Source organism: Streptomyces sp. NPDC000880 (genome assembly GCF_053599675.1).
On sequence record NZ_JBSFMS010000145.1, the window covers coordinates 1 to 17,801 of the forward strand.

Sequence of the window (17,801 nt, forward strand, 5' to 3'; positions counted from 1 at the left end):
GCGGCCTGATCAGCCTGGGCCTGCTCACCTGGGTCTTCAACCCCGCCTTCGGCCTCGCCCTGGTGCTGCCCTGGCCAGACTGACCGACGACTGGCTGAACGCGCTGTTCACCACCGCCTGCCTGGAGGCCGGGGTGCGGGGCGCGGCGCTCGTCGCCGTCGGCGGCTACGGGCGCGGCGAACTCTCCCCGCGCAGCGACCTCGATCTGCTCCTGCTGCACGACGGGCGGGCGGACGCGGGCGACCTCGCTGCCCTCGCGGACCGGATCTGGTACCCGGTGTGGGATCTGGGGCTCGCACTCGACCACTCCGTACGCACTCCCGGCGAAGCCCGCAAGACCGCGGGCGAAGACCTCAAGGTGCAGCTCGGCCTGCTGGACGCGCGCCACGTCGCGGGCGATCTGGGTCTGGTGGCCGGGCTGCGCACCGCTGTGCTGGCCGACTGGCGTAACCAGGCACCCAAGCGGCTGCCCGAGCTGGACGAGCTCTGCCGTGAACGGGCCGAGCGCCAGGGCGAGTTGCAGTTCCTCCTGGAGCCGGACCTGAAAGAGGCGCGCGGCGGGCTGAGGGACGCCACCGCACTGCGCGCCGTCGCCGCCTCCTGGCTCGCCGACGCGCCCCGCGAAGGGCTTACCGAGGCCCGCCGGACGCTGCTGGACGCACGGGACGCGCTGCATCTGTCCACAGGGCGGGCCACCGACCGGCTCGCCCTCCAGGAGCATGACCAAGTCGCCGCCGAGCTCGGCCTGTTGGACGCCGACGTGCTGCTGCGGCAGGTGTACGAAGCGGCGCGCACCGTCTCGTACGCCGCGGACGTCACCTGGCGCGAGGTGAACCGCGTCCTTCGGTCACGCGCCGTACGGCCCCGGCTGCGGGCGATGCTGGGCGGCGGCCGCGGCACCCAGCCCGAGCGCAACCCGCTCGCCGAGGGCGTCGTCGAGCAGGACGGCGAAGTGGTGCTCGCCCGCGCAGCGCGGCCCGAACGCGACCCGGTGCTCCCGCTGCGGGCCGCCGCGGCAGCCGCCCAGTCCGGGCTGCCGATCTCCCTGCACGCGGTACGGCGGCTCGCGGCGACCGCCCGCCCGCTGCCTGTGCCGTGGCCCGCCGAAGCCCGCGAGGAGCTCCTCACCCTGCTCGGCGCGGGGGAGTCGACGGTCGCGGTCTGGGAGGCGCTCGAGGCCGAAGGCCTGATCACTCAGCTGCTGCCCGACTGGGAGCGCGTACGGTGCCGGCCACAGCGCAACCCCGTACACACCTGGACCGTCGACCGGCATCTCGTCGAGGCGGCGGTCAAGGCCTCCGCGCTGACCCGCCGGGTGGGCCGCCCCGATCTGCTGCTGATCGCGGCCCTGCTGCACGACATCGGCAAGGGCTGGCCGGGCGACCACTCGGTGGCGGGCGAGACCATCGCCGAGGACGTCGCCGCCCGGATCGGATTCGACCGCGCCGATGTGGCCGTCATCGCCACGCTCGTACGCCACCACCTGCTGCTCGTTGAGACAGCCACCCGGCGCGATCTGGACGACCCGGCCACGGTCGCCTCCGTCGCCGAGGTCGTCGGATCGGCCGGCACGCTCGAGTTGCTGCACGCCCTGACGGAGGCCGACGCGCTCGCCACCGGGCCCGCCGCCTGGTCCTCGTGGCGCGGTTCGCTCGTCGATGACCTGGTGCAACGGGTCGCGGCCGTCCTCGCGGGCGCCGCCCCGGCCGAGCCGGAGCCCGCCGAGCCGAGCGCCGAGCAGGAACGACTCGCCATCGAGGCGTTGCGCACCGGCGAACCGGTGCTCGCGCTGCACGCCCAGACCGAGCCGCCGGCCGGCGACGAACCCGAACCCGTCGGCGTAGAGCTGCTGATCGCGCTGCCCGACCAGCCAGGGGTGCTGCCCGCGGCGGCCGGCGTGCTGGCCCTGCACCGGCTGACCGTCCGGGCGGCCGACCTGCGCTCCATCGATCTGCCCAGCGAACTCGGCGGGCCCGGTGGCGTACTGCTGCTGAGCTGGCGGGTGGCGGCGGAGTACGGCTCCCTGCCGCAGGCCGCCCGGCTCCGCGCCGATCTCGTACGGGCCCTGGACGGCTCGCTCGACATCCCGGCCAGGCTCGCCGAGCGGGAGGCCGCCTATCCGCGCCGCCGCGGTGTCCAGGCCCCGCCCCCGCGCGTGACGGTCGCGCCCGCGGGCTCCCGGCTCGCCACAGTGATCGAGGTCCGCGCCCATGACGCCCCCGGTCTGCTGCACCGCATCGGCCGCGCGCTGGACGCAGCGGCCATACGGGTGCGCAGCGCCCATGTCTCCACGCTCGGCGCGAACGCCGTCGACGCCTTCTATGTGACGGGCCCGGAAGGGGCGCCGCTGCCCGCCGAGGAGGCCGCCGAGACGGCCCGTGCGCTGGAGGCGGTACTGCGCGCCTGACGCTGGGGGGTTTCTCATGATCTCGCTGGGTTCGCGGTCCCTGGCACGGCACCTCGCTGCGTTGTTGTTGTTCGCCTACGCTCCGCGTGGGCTCCTTCCTCCGCGTTGCGATGCTCCCCCGTAGCCCTTCGGGTACGGGAGCTGCTCCCATCGCCCGACCCCGCTCACTGATCCAGCCTGATCCATGAGATATCCCCTGACCCCCACGGGGCAGACCCCACCGCGCGCGGCCGGATACCCTGGGGGGCACTGTCCGCCCGCTCCCGACACCTGAGGATCCGCGACCGCCGTGTTCGACACCCTCTCCGACCGCCTTGCCGCGACATTCAAGAACCTCCGGGGCAAGGGCCGCCTGTCCGAGGCGGACATCGACGCCACGGCGCGCGAGATCCGTATCGCGCTGCTCGAGGCGGATGTCGCGCTGCCCGTCGTCCGGGCCTTCATCAAGCAGGTCAAGGAGCGCGCGAGTGGCGCCGAGGTCTCCCAGGCGCTGAACCCCGCCCAGCAGGTCATCAAGATCGTCAACGAGGAGCTCATCGGCATCCTCGGCGGCGAGACCCGCCGCCTCCGGTTCGCCAAGCAGCCGCCGACCGTGATCATGCTCGCGGGTCTGCAGGGTGCCGGTAAGACGACGCTGGCCGGAAAGCTGGGCCTGTGGCTCAAGGGCCAGGGGCACTCGCCGCTGCTCGTCGCCTGTGACCTCCAGCGCCCCAACGCGGTCACCCAGCTCTCCGTCGTCGCCGAGCGCGCGGGCGTCGCGGTCTACGCGCCGGAGCCGGGCAACGGCGTCGGTGACCCGGTCAAGGTCGCCAAGGAATCCATCGAGCACGCCAAGGCCAAGCAGTACGACGTGGTCATCGTCGACACCGCCGGCCGCCTCGGCATCGACCAGGAGCTGATGCAGCAGGCCGCGGACATCCGCGACGCCGTCAGCCCCGACGAGGTCCTCTTCGTCGTCGACGCGATGATCGGTCAGGACGCGGTCAACACCGCGGAGGCGTTCCGGGACGGCGTCGGCTTCGACGGCGTGGTGCTGTCCAAGCTCGACGGTGACGCCCGCGGTGGCGCGGCGCTGTCCATCGCGCATGTCACCGGCCGCCAGATCATGTTCGCCTCCAACGGCGAGAAGCTGGACGACTTCGACGCGTTCCACCCGGACCGCATGGCGTCCCGCATCCTCGGCATGGGCGACATGCTGTCGCTGATCGAGAAGGCCGAGCAGACCTTCAGCCAGGAAGAGGCCGCCAAAATGGCCTCCAAGCTGGCGAGCAGCAAGGGCAAGGACTTCACGCTCGACGACTTCCTGGCCCAGATGGAGCAGGTCAGGAAGATGGGCTCCATCTCCAAGCTGCTCGGGATGCTGCCCGGCATGGGGCAGATCAAGGACCAGATCAACAACATCGACGAGCGGGACGTGGACCGTACCGCCGCGATCATCAAGTCGATGACGCCCGGCGAGCGTCAGGAGCCGACGATCATCAACGGCTCGCGCCGTGCCCGTATCGCCAAGGGCTCCGGTGTCGAGGTCAGCGCCGTGAAGGGCCTGGTGGAGCGGTTCTTCGAGGCCCGCAAGATGATGTCGAGGATGGCGCAGGGCGGCGGGATGCCGGGCATGCCCGGGATGCCCGGCATGGGTGGCGGGCCCGGCCGTCAGAAGAAGCAGGTCAAGCAGGCCAAGGGCAAGCGCAAGAGCGGCAACCCGATGAAGCGCAAGGCCGAGGAGCAGGCGGCTGCGGCGCGCCGCGAGCAGGCGGCGCAGGGCAACGCCTTCGGCCTGCCGGCGGCCGGTGAGCCGGGCAAGGACTTCGAACTGCCCGACGAGTTCAAGAAGTTCATGGGCTGACAGGCCGACACGCTGACACCAGCCCCAAGGGCCCGCGCGCCGGACCGGCCGTGGGCCCTTGGCGTGCTCGGTCCGGCCGCGTGACGGCGGCTTCGCCGGGCCGGCGGCTTCGGCTGGCGACGCCTGGGGATCTGTGCGGTCATGGGCACAGGCGCCGAGTCACGGCAGAGGAGAGTAGGCGTGGCCAACCCCGTACCCCCACGCGAGCGGGCCGACCAGCCGTGGCGCTCCGAGGGGGCGCCCCCGCCCAGGAAGAAGATGCCCGGAGGCTGGGCCGGCCTGACTCTCACCGCTCTCGTCGTCTTTCTGGCCGCCAATCTGCTGCTGTCCCTCTTCGGCGGCGTAAGTGAGCCCAGCGTCCCGTACACGGAGTTCAGCAAGCAGGTCAGAAACGGCAATGTCTCGAAGATCTACGCCAGGGGCGACACGATCCAGGGCGAGCTCAAGCGGAAGGCCCCCCTTCCTGACGGCGAGGGCGACTACACCAAGTTCACGACCCATCGGCCGGCCTTCGCCGACGACAAGCTCTGGGACGAACTGAGCAAGCAGAACGTCACCGTTACGGCCGAGCCGGTCGTCACGGGACGCGGCTATCTGGCCAATGCGCTGATCTCGCTTGCGCCGATGCTGCTCCTCGTACTGCTGTGGCTGTACATCGCCCGGCGGGCGGGCGCGCCGCTGGGCGGCGGCTTGCTCGGCCGCAAGCCGAAGCCGGTGGAGCTCGAGCCGGGCAAGCGGACCACCTTCGAGGACGTGGCCGGCATCGACGAGGTCAAGGCCGAGCTCAACGACGTCGTCGACTTCCTCAAGAACCCACAGGCGTACCGGAGGATGGGCGCGAGGATGCCCGGCGGCGTACTGCTCTCGGGACCGCCTGGCACCGGAAAGACGCTGCTGGCACGGGCAGTGGCGGGCGAGGCCGGGGTGCCGTTCTTCTCCGCGTCCGCCTCGGAGTTCATCGAGATGATCGTCGGCGTCGGCGCCGGCCGGGTCCGTGAACTCTTCGCCGAGGCGCGCAAGGTCGCTCCCGCCATCATCTTCATCGACGAGATCGACACGATCGGGCGGGTGCGGGGCGGCGGCGCGGGCCTGGGCGGGCACGACGAGCGCGAGCAGACGCTCAACCAGATCCTCACCGAGATGGACGGCTTCAGCGGCTCGGAAGGCGTGGTCGTAATCGCCGCCACCAACCGCGCCGACGTCCTCGACCCCGCGCTGACCCGGCCCGGCCGCTTCGACCGGATCGTCCAGGTCTCCCCGCCCGACCGCGCAGGCCGCGAGGCCATCCTCAAGATCCACACCCGGCGGACCCCATTGGCCAAGGATGTCGACCTGGCCGAGATCGCCAGTGCGACGCCGGGGATGACGGGCGCGGACCTCGCCAACCTGGTCAACGAGGCCGCGCTCCTCGCGGTCAAGCGCAAACGGTCGGAAGTCACCCAGTCCGACCTCTTCGACGCCCTGGAGAAGGTCCAGCTCGGCGCGGAACGCCCGCTGGTCATTCCGGAGGAGGACCGCAAACGCACCGCCTACCACGAGAGCGGGCACGCGCTGCTCGGCATGCTCCAGCCGGGCGCGGACCCGGTCCGCAAGGTCACCATCGTGCCGCGCGGCCGGGCGCTGGGCGTCACGCTCTCCACCCCTGACGCGGACAGGTACGCGTACACCGAGGAGTATCTGCGCGGCCGCATCGTCGGCGCGCTGGGCGGGATGGCGGCCGAGCACGTCGTCTTCGACGTGATTACGACAGGCTCGGAGAGCGACCTGGAACAGGTCACGAACCTGGCCAGGGGCATGGTCGGCCGCTGGGGCATGAGCGAACGGGTCGGCAGACTGACCGCGATCCCGAAGGATGCCCAGCAGGCGTACGGCCTCTCCGCCGCCCCCGCGACGCTGGACACGGTGGAGCACGAGATGCGCCGGATCGTCGACGAGTGCTACGAGAGTGCCTGCCGCCAACTGCGCGACAGCCGCGACCGTTTGGATGCGCTGGCGCAGGCGCTGCTGGAGAACGAAACCCTGGAGGAGTCCGCGGCGTACCGCGCGGCGGGCATCACCCGCCCGGACAAGGACGAGTAGCGCTTCGGGCAGCGGCGCGCCGTATCAGGGCTTTCGTGTGCCCTCGCGGTGAGCCCCCCAGGCTGCCGCCGACCGTCCCGGGGCCGCTCGAGCCCTCGCAGGCCGGCGGCGAGGAGCTGGCACCGGCCGGGCCCGGTTCGGGGGCCCGGGGCGCGCCCGCAAGGTGGCGGCGGGAAGTTGCCGCTCAAGAGCGCCCGCGCCGCGGCGTGGAACTGGCGCCCGCTGTCCGGGAATCTCGGGTCGGCTCGGGGCGAGCCCCGCAGGCGGGCGGCGCGAAGCAGCCGATCAGCGCCCTCGCACGGCGGCGCGAAGCTGCCGCCCCGGGGTCCGGGGCTTGCCCCGGTTGTGGGAAGGAGCGGGGAGGGGAAAGGCCCCGCGCAGCGGACCCGCACCCACACCCCCGACCCGCCTCAGCGCGTCCGCGCGATCAGGTACCGGAACACATTCGGCATCCACACCGTGCCGTCCCGCCGCCGATGCGCATGCAGCGACTCCTTGATCTCCTTCTCCACCTGCGACTGGTCAGTCGCCAGCACCGCCGACGCGTACAGCCCCGTCGACATCAGCCCGCGCACCGCGCTCTCCATGTCCGCGTAGCCGAAGGGGCACGCCACCCGGCCCGAACCGTCCGGCTTCAGGCCCGCCCGGGCCGCGACGTCCTCCAGGTCGTCCCGGAGCGCCGGGCGCCAGCCGCCCTTCCGCAGCCGGTCGGTCAGCCGGCCCGCCACCCGCAGCACACCCGACGTCGCGCACCGCTCCGGCGGGCCCCAGCCCGTGAGCACCACCGCGCTGCCGTGCTCCGCGAGCTCGACGGCCGCAGCGACAGCCGGTCCAAGGCCCTCCGAGTCACCCGCCGCAAGGCCGATCGGCTGAAACGCGGTGATCAGGTTGTACGGATCCCGCTCCGAATCTGCCGCGGCCGCCGCTTCGCCTTCCATCAGCGCGACGTCCCGCGCAGGCGCCCCCGCGTCCGGAGTCATCCGTTCCCGCGCCAGCGCGAGCCGTTCGCGGTTCGTGTCGACCCCAGTCACCCCCGCACCGCGCGACGCCGCGATCAGCAGCGCGAGACCGGACCCGCAGTCGAGGCCGAGCAGCCGCGTCCCGGAGCCGACCTCCAAGCGCTCGTACACCGCCTCGTACAGCGGCACCAGCATCCGTTCCTGGATCTCGGCCCAGTCCCGGGCCCTCGCACACGCCTCCGCCGGAGACGGAGACGTAGACGACGCGTGGGGTCGGTGCTGGACGAGCGTTGGTGTCATCGAAAGCGCCCCAATCCGCCAAGAGATCAGCCGAGCTCTGAAGGACAGCCCCCCCGCGTGCGTACGCCTGCGCTCCCCCCGTATGCCAGAGAACTCCGCATGCGCCCGCAAGTCCAGGGGTTGAGGGGCAATGCTTGCGCGCCCCCGGCGTGCGCCCTCGGACGTTGGCCGATTCACGCTTGGCCCCGGCATCGCCGTACGATGCGCGCCATGGCAAAGGCACCCGTTCTTACGCCCCAGTCGGAAGACTTCCCGCGCTGGTACCAGGACCTGATCAACAAGGCCGAACTGGCGGACAACGGCCCCGTGCGCGGCACCATGGTCATCCGACCGTACGGCTACGGCCTGTGGGAGCGGATGCAGCAGGAGATGGACGCCAGGATCAAGGACGCGGGTGCCCAGAACGCCTACTTCCCGCTCTTCATCCCACAGTCTTACCTGACTCGGGAAGCTGAGCACGTCGAGGGCTTCGCACCCGAGCTTGCGGTCGTCACACACGGTGGCGGCAAGGAGCTCGAGGAGCCCGTTGTCGTACGCCCCACGTCCGAGACGATCATCAATGACTACTTCTCGAAGTGGGTGCAGAGCTACCGCGATCTGCCGCTCCTGATCAACCAGTGGGCCAATGTGGTCCGTTGGGAGATGCGCCCGCGCATCTTCCTGCGTACGACCGAATTCCTCTGGCAGGAGGGCCACACCGCCCACGCCACCTACGAGGACGCCCGCGACTACGCCGCCTACATCCACAAGAACGTCTACGCGGACTTCATGATCAATGTTCTCGGCATCGACGTGGTGCTCGGCCGCAAGACGCCCAAGGAGCGCTTCGCCGGCGCCATCAACACCCTCACGCTCGAAGCCATGATGGGCGACGGCAAGGCCCTTCAGATGGGTACGAGCCATGAGCTCGGCACCAACTTCTCCAAGGCCTTCAACACCACCTACTTGTCAAAGGACGGCAAGCAGGAGCTGGCCTGGCAGACCTCCTGGGGCTCGTCCACCCGGATGGTCGGCGGCCTGATCATGTCGCACGGCGACGACAACGGACTGCGCGTCCCGCCGCGTATCGCGGCCGTCCAGGTCGTCGTCATGGCCATCAAGGGCGACGAGGCGGTAGCCAAGGTCCGCGAGATCGGCGACCGGCTGAAGGCCGAGGGACTGCGCGTGCAGATCGACGACCGCACCGACACCCCCTTCGGCCGCCGCGTGGTCGACTGGGAGCTCAAGGGCGTCCCGGTACGCATCGAGGTCGGCCCGCGCGACCTGGAGGCGGGCACCGCGATGCTGGCCCGCCGCATCCCCGGGGGCAAGGAGCCGGTGCGGATCGAGGCGTTGGCCGAGCTGCTGCCCGATGTCTTGGAGGAGGACCAGGCGCAGTTGCTGAAGCAGTCGCGCGACCGCCGCGAGTCCCGTACGACCGATGTGACGACGATCGAGGAGGCCGCTGAGGCCGCCGTCGCAGGCGGCTGGGCCCGTATCCCCTGGTCGACCCTGGGACAGGAAGGCGAGGACAAGCTCGCCGAGCAGGCAGTGTCCGTACGGTGTCTGGTCGCCGAGGACGGGTCGGTGCCTGAGGCCGACGACGCGCCGGGTACTGTCGCGATCGTGGGCCGCGCCTACTGAGGTGGCCCGCTGAGCGCACGCTGGCCGGAACCGGGCAGCTGCCCCGGGCGCACGGCCCTTGTCTACGCGCTGGGGCGTACGAGCCGCTACGTACCACCTTGGTGTGAGCTGCGAAGCTTCTCCGCAGATCAGCGCACCCGCCCTCGTCCGGACGCATCAACGGCAACTGACGGGTACGTGCAAATTATTTGGGATGCCCCGGAATGGAACCCGCGAGCGCCCCGGCTCGTTATCACGACGTGAGCACGACACCACCTGTTCTCGCCGCAGAGCTGGCACAGGCGTGGGCCGATATTCAGCGGCACCACCCCGAGCTGCCTGATCTTGCCGCGCCCGAGTCCCTGATCGGAGAGTCCTCGTCCGCCTGCGGCCACGAGCTCTCCTTCGAGCGACTGCTCCACGAGGCAGTCCATGGCATCGCCGCCGCCCGAGGTGTCCGCGACACCTCCCGCGCCGGCCGCTACCACAACCGCCGATTCCTGGCGATCGCCGAGGAGATGGGCCTGGACCATATCGACGAGCCGCACCCCAGCAGCGGCTTCTCGCTGGTCGCGCTCAATCCCGAGGCGAAGCGGCGGTACCGCCCCACGATCGAGAGACTGCAGCGCGCCCTCAAGGCGCACACCGTCGCGACGGCCTCCGACACCAAGCGCACCTTCCGCGGGCCGGCCGCCCGGCACGGCTCGTCCGGCGGTGGCGTGCGCGTGAAGGCTGTGTGCGACTGCGGCCGCAATGTCCGGGTCGTCCCGTCCGTTCTCGCCCAGGCTCCCATCGTCTGCGGCGGCTGCGGCAAACCCTTCCGTATCCCGGAAGTAGTCGCCGCCGCGAGCTGATGGCTTCCGTCCGCCGGGTCGGGCCGCCGACGGGGGCGGTGCGACACCGGCCATGTGCAAGCCCACCGCTGGTCTGTGGCACAATGGCTAGCTGTACTCGACAGCCGCACAGGAACCCTCTCGCCTCCGGCTGACGCGTCCATCGGGCACCCGAGTACCGCAACCCCACGTGGCATCTCGTTGTGCCCAACCACGTCAAGACCAGGAGACACCACTCCCGTGGCAGTCAAGATCAAGCTGAAGCGTCTGGGCAAGATCCGTTCGCCTCACTACCGCATCGTCGTCGCCGACTCCCGTACCCGCCGTGACGGCCGGGCCATCGAGGAGATCGGTCTGTACCACCCGGTGCAGAACCCCTCGCGCATCGAGGTCAACTCGGAGCGTGCCCAGTACTGGCTGTCGGTCGGCGCCCAGCCGACCGAGCCGGTTCTCGCGATCCTGAAGCTCACCGGTGACTGGCAGGCGCACAAGGGCCTGCCGGCCCCGGCGCCGCTGCTCGTCGCGGAGCCGAAGGACAAGCGCGCCGCGTTCGAGGACTTCACCAAGGGCCTCGAGGGTGACGAGCCGAAGGGTGAGGCCATCACCCCGAAGGCGAAGAAGGCCGACAAGAAGGCGGACGAGGCTGCTGAGGCCCCGTCCACCGAGTCGACCGAGGCCTGAGCATGCTCGAGGAGGCTCTCGAGCACCTCGTGAAGGGCATCGTCGACAACCCGGACGATGTGCAAGTGGCCTCGCGCAATCTGCGCCGCGGTCGCGTGCTCGAGGTCCGGGTCCACCCCGACGATCTCGGTAAGGTGATCGGCCGCAATGGCCGCACCGCACGCGCCCTGCGCACCGTCGTGGGCGCCATTGGTGGCCGTGGCATCCGCGTCGACCTCGTCGACGTGGACCAGATTCACTGACATACGCAGCACCGGCACGGGCCGGGGAGGGCCTTCGGCCCCTTCCCGGCCCGTGGCGTTTGCGACCTTGAGTCCACGACCGCAATCATCGATTGAGGAACCACGAACCAGGTCCGCGAGAGCGGCGGCGGTTCAGCCGCAAAGGAGTGCAGTGCAGCTGGTAGTCGCGCGGATCGGCCGCGCCCACGGCATCAAGGGCGAGGTCACCGTCGAGGTGCGTACGGACGAGCCGGAACTGCGGCTCGCGCCCGGCGCCGTACTGGCCACCGACCCGGCCACCACCGGACCCCTGACGATCGCGACCGGCCGGGTGCACAGTGGCCGGCTGCTGCTGCGCTTCGAGGGCGTACGGGACCGCAGCGCCGCCGAAGCCCTGCGCAACACCCTGCTGATTGCCGAGGTGGACCCGGAAGCCCTCCCCGAGGATCCCGAGGAGTTCTACGACCACCAGCTGATGGACCTCGATGTCGTCCTCGCCGACGGCACCGAGATCGGCCGGATCACCGACATCAGTCATCTGCCCTCGCAGGACCTGTTCATCGTCGAGCGGCCCGACGGCAGCGAGGTGATGATCCCCTTCGTCGAGGAGATCGTGACCGAGATCGACCTCGAGAAGCAGCGGGCCGTCATTGACCCGCCGCCCGGACTCATCAACGACAGCGAGGCGGAGATCGCATCGTCGAGGGACGATGCCTGATGCGGCTCGACGTCGTCACGATCTTCCCCGAGTACCTGGAACCACTGAACGTCTCGCTCGTCGGCAAGGCACGCGCGCGTGGGCAGCTCGATGTCCATGTGCACGACCTGCGCGAGTGGACGTACGACCGGCACAACACCGTCGACGACACCCCCTACGGTGGCGGCCCCGGCATGGTCATGAAGACCGAGCCCTGGGGCGATGCTCTCGACGACGCGCTGGCGAGCGGCTACGAGGCGGGCGCGCACGGCCCGGTCATGGTCGTGCCCACACCCAGCGGCCGCCCGTTCACCCAGGAGCTCGCCGTCGAGCTCTCCGAGCGGCCGTGGCTGATTTTCACTCCCGCTCGCTACGAGGGCATCGACCGCCGGGTCATCGACGAGTACGCCATCCGGATACCGGTCTACGAGGTGTCCATCGGTGACTATGTCCTGGCCGGCGGCGAGGCGGCCGTACTGGTGATCACGGAGGCCGTGGCGCGGCTGCTGCCCGGGGTCCTGGGCAACGCCGAGTCGCACCGGGACGACTCCTTCGCGCCCGGCGCGATGGCCAATCTGCTCGAAGGCCCCGTCTACACCAAGCCGCCCGAGTGGCGCGGACGCGCCATTCCGGAGGTGCTGGTCAGCGGGCATCACGGGAAGGTCGCGCGCTGGCGGCGGGACGAGGCGATCCGCCGCACGGTCCTCAACAGGCCCGATCTGATTGAGCGTTGCGACCCCGCCGTCTTCGACAAGAAGGACCGGGAGATCCTCTCCATCCTGGGCTGGGCGCCGGAGCCCGGCGGCCGATTTTGGCGCAGGCCCGAGGCCGTGGAAGAATAGGCCGCTGCTGTACGTCCAGTGTGCGCCCCTGCCACAGGGGGAACGACGCCCGCTCGACGTGGACGGCACCCTGATTCTCATCTCGATCATTCCGCTGATGACCTGTGGCATCGGCGAGGAAGCAGACCTTCATGGCCAGCCTGCTCGACTCCGTCAACTCCACGTCGCTGCGCAGCGACGTCCCCGCCTTCCGTCCCGGCGACACCGTGAACGTCCACGTTCGCGTCATCGAGGGCAACCGCTCGCGTATCCAGCAGTTCAAGGGCGTTGTCATCCGCCGCCAGGGCTCGGGCGTCAGCGAGTCCTTCACGGTCCGCAAGGTCTCCTTCTCCGTCGGCGTCGAGCGCACCTTCCCGGTGCACAGCCCGATCTTCGAGAAGATCGAGCTCGTCACCCGCGGTGACGTCCGTCGCGCCAAGCTCTACTACCTGCGCGACCTGCGCGGCAAGGCTGCCAAGATCAAGGAGAAGCGCGACAACTGAGCTACGGCTCACACCGCGCGCCCAGCTTTGGCCTGAGCAGGCACAGGGCGGCCGGATAGGCTCTGCCCTTGATGGACACCGAAGCGAAGCACACGGAGCGCGACCGCTCTTCCGCCCCCGAAGCCGGGGAAGAGGGAGAGGGGTCGCGCTCTGTGCGTTCATCGCGCCCCTTTGAACGGCCGGGCACACCTCTCCGCGGTATGTCCTGGCGCAGAGCCGGGCTGCTCGGCGTCATCTGCACCGTCGTTGTGCTGCTGTTCAGCCACTTCGTGGTGCAGCCCTTCCAGATCCCCAGCAGCTCCATGGAGCCCACCCTTCAGGTCGGCGACCGGGTGCTGGTGAACAAGCTGGCGTACCGTTTCGGTTCCGGGCCCCAGCGGGGGGACGTAGTCGTCTTCGACGGCGCCGGATCCTTCGTACAGGAGGGCCTGGAGGAAAATCCGGTCAGCGCCCTGACACGCGGCGCGCTTGCGGCGCTGGGGCTGGCCGAGCCCGCCGAGACCGACTTCGTCAAGCGCGTCGTCGGCGTGGGCGGTGACCGCGTGGTCTGCTGCGACAAGGGGGGCAGGGTCGAGGTGAACGGCGTACCGGTCGACGAGAGATATCTCCATCCCGGCGACGTCCCGTCCGAGGTCCCCTTCGACATCGTCGTTCCGCAGGGCACTCTGTGGGTCATGGGAGACCACCGGAGCCACTCGCGTGACTCCCGCGACCATCTGGGGGAGCCCGGCGGCGGCATGGTGCCCGTCGACAAGGTGGTCGGGCGGGCGGACTGGATCGGCTGGCCGATCGGGCGCTGGACCTCGCTGGAGGGGACCGACGTCTTCGTGGGCGTACCCGAGGCGGAACGAATGCCGAGCGGCGCCCATGGGTAACCGCGGGCGTCGTGCGGGTCACCGGGCCGACACCCGGCTGCCGACCGGGACCCGGCCGACGGACGGCGCCAGGACGCTGCCCGGCCGGGCGGAGCGCCGCAGGCTCGCGCAGAAGGTGAAGCGCAAGCGCCGCCGGTCGGCCGTGAAGGAGATACCCCTCCTGATCACCGTGGCGCTGATGATCGCGCTGGTCCTGAAGACGTTCCTGGTACAGGCCTTCGTGATCCCGTCGGGCTCGATGGAGCAGACCATCCGGATCCAGGACCGCGTACTGGTGGACAAGCTCACCCCGTGGTTCGGCTCCAAGCCGCAGCGCGGTGATGTCGTCGTCTTCAAGGATCCCGGCGGCTGGCTCCAGCAGGAGCAGGCTCCCAAGAAGGACGACCCGATCGTCGTCAAACAGGTCAAGCAAGGCTTGACCTTCATAGGGCTGCTGCCGTCGGACGACGAGCAGGACCTGATCAAGAGGGTGGTCGCGGTCGGCGGGGACACCGTCAAGTGCTGCGACAAGGACGGGCGGGTCACCGTCAACGGCGTACCGCTCATCGAGCCGTACCTGAACCCCGGAAACGTTCCCTCAACGCTGAGGTTCGAGGTCAAGGTGCCGACCGGGCGGATCTTCGTGATGGGGGACCACCGGGCCAACTCGGCGGACTCGCGCTTCCACCTCGACGAGAAGGACCGGGGTACCGTCTCGGAGAACGAGGTCGTCGGGCGCGCGGTCGTCATCGCCTGGCCGGTCAGCCACTGGCGCAAGCTGGAAGAGCCGGAGACGTACGCATCCGTCCCGAACGCGCGTGCCGGGTCGACCGCAGCACTCTCCCCGTCGAATAGGGTGTCAGCTGAGGATCTGAACGGGACGATCCTGCTCCCGAGCCCTGCGGAACTCCCGCTCGTTATGGGAGTGGTGGGCCTGCTCCGACTTCGGGGCAGGCGGTTCGCACGGAGTGAGGAGTGGACGTGGGGGATGTGGCCGTCGGCGCACGATCCGGACACGATGAGCCGGAGGAAGGGCCGGGGCAGCTTGCCGAGCCGCCCGCGGCTGTGACGGATGAATCGGCGGCTCGGACGCCGGGGACGGCGGGAACGATGGACGCCGAGAGCGGATCCTCCGAGGGCAGTGGTACGGGACAGAAGCAGCAGCGATCCTTCTGGAAGGAACTGCCGCTCCTGATCGGTATCGCGCTGCTTCTCGCGCTCCTCATCAAGACCTTCCTGGTGCAGGCTTTCTCGATCCCCTCCGACTCGATGCAGAACACCCTGCAGCGCGGCGACCGGGTGCTGGTCGACAAACTCACCCCGTGGTTCGGCTCGGAGCCCGAGCGCGGTGAGGTGGTCGTCTTCCACGACCCGGGCGGCTGGCTGGACGGTGAGCCCATCCCCAACCCGAACCCTGCGCAGAAGTTCCTCAGCTTCATCGGCCTGATGCCGTCGGCCGAGGAGAAGGACCTGATCAAGCGGACGATTGCGATCGCCGGCGACACGGTGGAGTGCAGGAAGGGCGGCCCGGTCAAGGTCAACGGGAAGGCGCTCGACGAGCCGTACATCTACCCCGGCGACACCCCCTGCGACGACCAGCCCTTCGGCCCGTTCAAGGTGCCCAAGGACCGGATCTGGGTGATGGGCGACCACCGCCAGAACTCCCGGGACTCCCGCTACCACATGGAAGACGTGAACGGCGGCTTCGTACCGGTCGACATGGTCGTCGGACGCGCTGTCGTGGTGGCCTGGCCGCTGAACCGCTGGTCGACGCTGCCGGTGCCCGACACCTTCGACCAGCCCGGGATCAACAACGCTGCCGCCGTCCTCTCGGCCGGGCCCGTCCTGGGCGTTGTGCCCTTCGCGCTGTGGCGCCGCAGGAGGCTGACCGCGGGGCATACCCCCGGGTAGGGTGCCGTCCCAGATCGCCGATCTCCGAGGATGGCTCTCGGACGCCGAATCTCCGAGGTGGGGAGCGCTGGGATGAGCGGAATGGGACGTACGGACGCCGGCCGCGGCCGGCTCGGCAGTGCATTGTCGGGCCTGGCCGTGGCCGTCGGCTGTGTGCTCTTCCTCGGGGGGTTCATCTGGGGGGCCGTGGTCTACCAGCCCTACACCGTGCCGACCGACTCGATGTCCCCGACCGTGATGGCGGGTGACCGGGTGCTGGCGCAGCGGATTGACGGCGACCAGGTGCGGCGCGGCGACATCGTGGTGTTCCGCGATGCGCAGTGGGGCGATATGCCGATGGTGAAGCGGGTGGTGGGCGTGGGCGGCGACAAGATCGCCTGCTGCGGCGACGGCGGCAGGCTGACGGTCAACGGCACGGCGGTTGAGGAACCGTATCTGCGCACCAAGGGGCTCGCCTCGCCGGACAGCTTCACGGCGACTGTCCCCGAGGGGCAGCTGTTCCTGTTGGGCGACGAGCGCAGTGGCTCGCTGGACTCCCGCGTACACCTCCAGGATCCGGGGCAGGGGTCGGTGCCGCGCTCGGCGGTGACGGCGCGGCTGGATGCCGTGGCATGGCCGCTGGACGGCGGTCTGCTGGACCGTCCCCAGGGCTTCGCGGCGCTGCCGGGTGGAGTGTCGCAGCCGGGGCCGGTGAAGCTGGTGGTCGGGTCGGTGGCGGCCGGAGCCCTGTTGATCCTGGGCGGTGCGGCGTACGGCCCGATCGCGCGGCGGCTGTCGCGGAAGGGGCGCGGGGCTTCGGGCGGCGGAGGACACGGGGGCGCGGGGCGCGGAACGGCGGCCGCGGGTGTCGGCTGAAGGCCGCGAGGGCGGGGACGACGAGAGAGAGCTGCGGGACTGTGATGGCGGGCCGGCCCCCCAAGGGTGAGCTGCGGGCTCCCGAGGCCGGGCTGCGGAAGGTCGCACGGGTCGTGCTGCTCGATCCGCAGGACCGCATTCTGCTGATCCACGGGTACGAGCCCGAGGATCCGGCCGACCGCTGGTGGTTCACACCGGGGGGTGGCCTGGAGGGCGACGAGACCCGGCAGGAGGCCGCGCTGCGAGAGCTGGCCGAGGAGACCGGGATCACAGAGGTGGAACTGGGGCCGGTGCTGTGGCGCCGGACCTGCTCATTTCCGTTCGACGGACGGCGCTGGGACCAGGACGAGTGGTACTTCCTGGCACGTACCGCGCAGACGGTGACGGCCCCGCACGGGCTGACGGAGCTCGAGCAACGCAGTGTCGCTGGGCTGAGGTGGTGGACCTACGCCGAACTGTCGGCGGCGCGTGAGACGGTGTACCCGACCAGGCTCGCCGAGCTGCTGCGCACGCTGTTCGACGAGGGTCCTCCGAGTGCGCCGGTGGTCCTGGCCCCAGAAATCGTCTAGGGGCGCAGGGGGCTGGAGCACAATAGGGGGACGCACGGCTGAAGGGGAACATGCCATGAGCGCCGAGGACCTCGAGAAGTACGAGACCGAGATGGAGCTGAAGCTCTACCGGGAGTACCGAGACGTCGTCGGGCTGTTCAAATATGTGATCGAGACCGAGCGTCGCTTTTACCTCACCAATGACTACGAGATGCAGGTGCACTCCGTACAGGGCGAGGTCTTTTTCGAAGTGTCGATGGCGGACGCCTGGGTCTGGGACATGTACCGACCGGCCAGGTTCGTCAAGCAGGTACGCGTGCTCACGTTCAAGGACGTGAATATTGAGGAGCTGAATAAGAGCGATCTCGAGCTGCCGGGCGGCTGACGCTCGGGTGGCCGAGTTATCCACAATGAATGGGTTATCCACCAAGATCCACTAGATGTGGTCTGACGCGTCACAGTCGGTGCCGGAGGTGGTGCCGATATGAACGCGACGGGGGCACTGGGGCGGTACGGCGAGGGTCTGGCGGCGCGGCTGCTGGCCGATGTCGGCATGACGGTGCTGGCGCGGAACTGGCGCTGTGGGCGGGCCGGTGAGATCGACATCGTCGCCCGGGACGGCGACGCGGTGGTTGTCTGCGAGGTCAAGACCCGCAGGGCCGGCACGTACGGACCGTACGAGCATCC

General features: G+C 70.0%; 17 protein-coding genes and 1 pseudogene. 17 read left to right on the plus strand and 1 reads right to left on the minus strand.

The features are described 5' to 3' along the window. From ACWDO5_RS31025 to ftsH, 3 genes are all read left to right on the plus strand, one after another. The coding region (locus ACWDO5_RS31025) for a [protein-PII] uridylyltransferase (RefSeq protein ID WP_450533777.1) at positions 1-2,407 on the plus strand (2,407 nt) is incomplete at its 5' end. 289 nt (positions 2,408-2,696) lie between these two features. After that, a complete protein-coding gene (gene ffh / locus ACWDO5_RS31030; RefSeq protein ID WP_450533778.1) occupies positions 2,697-4,250 on the plus strand; it encodes a signal recognition particle protein in 1,554 nt (517 codons plus the stop codon). 180 nt (positions 4,251-4,430) lie between these two features. Further along, positions 4,431-6,329 carry an ATP-dependent zinc metalloprotease FtsH gene (gene ftsH / locus ACWDO5_RS31035; protein ID WP_450533779.1) on the plus strand — a complete coding sequence of 633 codons (1,899 nt, stop codon included), beginning with the start codon at positions 4,431-4,433 and terminating at the stop codon, positions 6,327-6,329. Positions 6,330-6,739: 410 nt separating this feature from the next. Here ftsH and ACWDO5_RS31040 read toward each other — a convergent pair whose 3' ends face one another. Next, positions 6,740-7,588 carry a class I SAM-dependent methyltransferase gene (locus tag ACWDO5_RS31040; RefSeq protein ID WP_450533781.1) on the minus strand — a complete coding sequence of 283 codons (849 nt, stop codon included), beginning with the start codon at positions 7,586-7,588 and terminating at the stop codon, positions 6,740-6,742. A 210-nt stretch (positions 7,589-7,798) separates the two neighbouring features. On the opposite strand from ACWDO5_RS31040, the gene proS reads away from it, so the two are divergent. From proS to ACWDO5_RS31110, 14 genes and pseudogenes are all read left to right on the plus strand, one after another. Then, positions 7,799-9,211: a proline--tRNA ligase gene (gene proS / locus ACWDO5_RS31045; RefSeq protein ID WP_450533783.1), complete on the plus strand. Its 1,413-nt coding sequence runs from the start codon at positions 7,799-7,801 to the stop codon at positions 9,209-9,211. Positions 9,212-9,414: 203 nt separating this feature from the next. Continuing rightward, on the plus strand, positions 9,415-10,044 hold the full coding sequence (locus tag ACWDO5_RS31050; RefSeq protein ID WP_450533785.1) for a hypothetical protein: 630 nt from the start codon (positions 9,415-9,417) through the stop codon (positions 10,042-10,044). Positions 10,045-10,263: 219 nt separating this feature from the next. Next, positions 10,264-10,704: a 30S ribosomal protein S16 gene (gene rpsP / locus ACWDO5_RS31055; protein ID WP_450533786.1), complete on the plus strand. Its 441-nt coding sequence runs from the start codon at positions 10,264-10,266 to the stop codon at positions 10,702-10,704. 2 nt (positions 10,705-10,706) lie between these two features. Continuing rightward, entirely contained in the window at positions 10,707-10,946 is a 240-nt protein-coding gene (locus ACWDO5_RS31060) for an RNA-binding protein (protein ID WP_450533787.1), read from the plus strand. Between the two features lie 151 nt (positions 10,947-11,097). Continuing rightward, on the plus strand, positions 11,098-11,643 hold the full coding sequence (rimM, locus tag ACWDO5_RS31065; protein ID WP_450533788.1) for a ribosome maturation factor RimM: 546 nt from the start codon (positions 11,098-11,100) through the stop codon (positions 11,641-11,643). Beyond that, positions 11,643-12,464, plus strand: coding sequence for a tRNA (guanosine(37)-N1)-methyltransferase TrmD (gene trmD / locus ACWDO5_RS31070; RefSeq protein WP_450533789.1), 822 nt, complete (start codon positions 11,643-11,645; stop codon positions 12,462-12,464). The genes rimM and trmD overlap by 1 nt, the downstream gene beginning before the upstream one ends. Positions 12,465-12,595: 131 nt before the next feature. Then, a complete protein-coding gene (gene rplS / locus ACWDO5_RS31075) occupies positions 12,596-12,946 on the plus strand; it encodes a 50S ribosomal protein L19 (protein ID WP_450533790.1) in 351 nt (116 codons plus the stop codon). A 71-nt stretch (positions 12,947-13,017) separates the two neighbouring features. Then, positions 13,018-13,821: a signal peptidase I gene (gene lepB, locus ACWDO5_RS31080; protein WP_450533796.1), complete on the plus strand. Its 804-nt coding sequence runs from the start codon at positions 13,018-13,020 to the stop codon at positions 13,819-13,821. After that, a pseudogene (gene lepB, locus ACWDO5_RS31085) lies at positions 13,814-14,822 on the plus strand (signal peptidase I). Before lepB (ACWDO5_RS31080) ends, lepB (ACWDO5_RS31085) begins: the two are co-directional and overlap by 8 nt. A gap of 88 nt (positions 14,823-14,910) precedes the next feature. Then, positions 14,911-15,711, plus strand: coding sequence for a signal peptidase I (lepB, locus tag ACWDO5_RS31090; RefSeq protein ID WP_450533791.1), 801 nt, complete (start codon positions 14,911-14,913; stop codon positions 15,709-15,711). A 72-nt stretch (positions 15,712-15,783) separates the two neighbouring features. After that, entirely contained in the window at positions 15,784-16,566 is a 783-nt protein-coding gene (gene lepB, locus ACWDO5_RS31095) for a signal peptidase I (RefSeq protein ID WP_450533792.1), read from the plus strand. 44 nt (positions 16,567-16,610) lie between these two features. Beyond that, positions 16,611-17,135 carry an NUDIX hydrolase gene (locus ACWDO5_RS31100; protein WP_450533793.1) on the plus strand — a complete coding sequence of 175 codons (525 nt, stop codon included), beginning with the start codon at positions 16,611-16,613 and terminating at the stop codon, positions 17,133-17,135. Positions 17,136-17,190: 55 nt separating this feature from the next. Next, positions 17,191-17,499, plus strand: a complete 309-nt coding sequence (locus tag ACWDO5_RS31105; RefSeq protein ID WP_003965949.1) for a DUF2469 domain-containing protein — start codon at positions 17,191-17,193, stop codon at positions 17,497-17,499. A gap of 99 nt (positions 17,500-17,598) precedes the next feature. Beyond that, positions 17,599-17,801, plus strand: a 203-nt coding sequence (locus tag ACWDO5_RS31110) for a YraN family protein (RefSeq protein WP_450533794.1), incomplete at its 3' end; no start/stop codon positions are given.

Excerpts from the sequence above, each read along its gene's own strand:
- proS (WP_450533783.1), top strand. The coding sequence starts at position 7,799 with ATGGCAAAGGCACCCGTTCTTACGCCCCAGTCGGAAGACTTCCCGCGC.
- ACWDO5_RS31060 (WP_450533787.1), top strand. The coding sequence starts at position 10,707 with ATGCTCGAGGAGGCTCTCGAGCACCTCGTGAAGGGCATCGTCGACAAC.
- trmD (WP_450533789.1), top strand. The coding sequence starts at position 11,643 with ATGCGGCTCGACGTCGTCACGATCTTCCCCGAGTACCTGGAACCACTG.
- lepB (WP_450533791.1), top strand. The coding sequence starts at position 14,911 with ATGGACGCCGAGAGCGGATCCTCCGAGGGCAGTGGTACGGGACAGAAG.
- ACWDO5_RS31105 (WP_003965949.1), top strand. The coding sequence starts at position 17,191 with ATGAGCGCCGAGGACCTCGAGAAGTACGAGACCGAGATGGAGCTGAAG.
- lepB (WP_450533792.1), top strand. The coding sequence starts at position 15,784 with ATGAGCGGAATGGGACGTACGGACGCCGGCCGCGGCCGGCTCGGCAGT.
- ACWDO5_RS31040 (WP_450533781.1), bottom strand. The coding sequence starts at position 7,588 with ATGACACCAACGCTCGTCCAGCACCGACCCCACGCGTCGTCTACGTCT.
- rplS (WP_450533790.1), top strand. The coding sequence starts at position 12,596 with ATGGCCAGCCTGCTCGACTCCGTCAACTCCACGTCGCTGCGCAGCGAC.
- lepB (WP_450533796.1), top strand. The coding sequence starts at position 13,018 with ATGGACACCGAAGCGAAGCACACGGAGCGCGACCGCTCTTCCGCCCCC.
- ACWDO5_RS31050 (WP_450533785.1), top strand. The coding sequence starts at position 9,415 with ATGGAACCCGCGAGCGCCCCGGCTCGTTATCACGACGTGAGCACGACA.
- ACWDO5_RS31100 (WP_450533793.1), top strand. The coding sequence starts at position 16,611 with ATGGCGGGCCGGCCCCCCAAGGGTGAGCTGCGGGCTCCCGAGGCCGGG.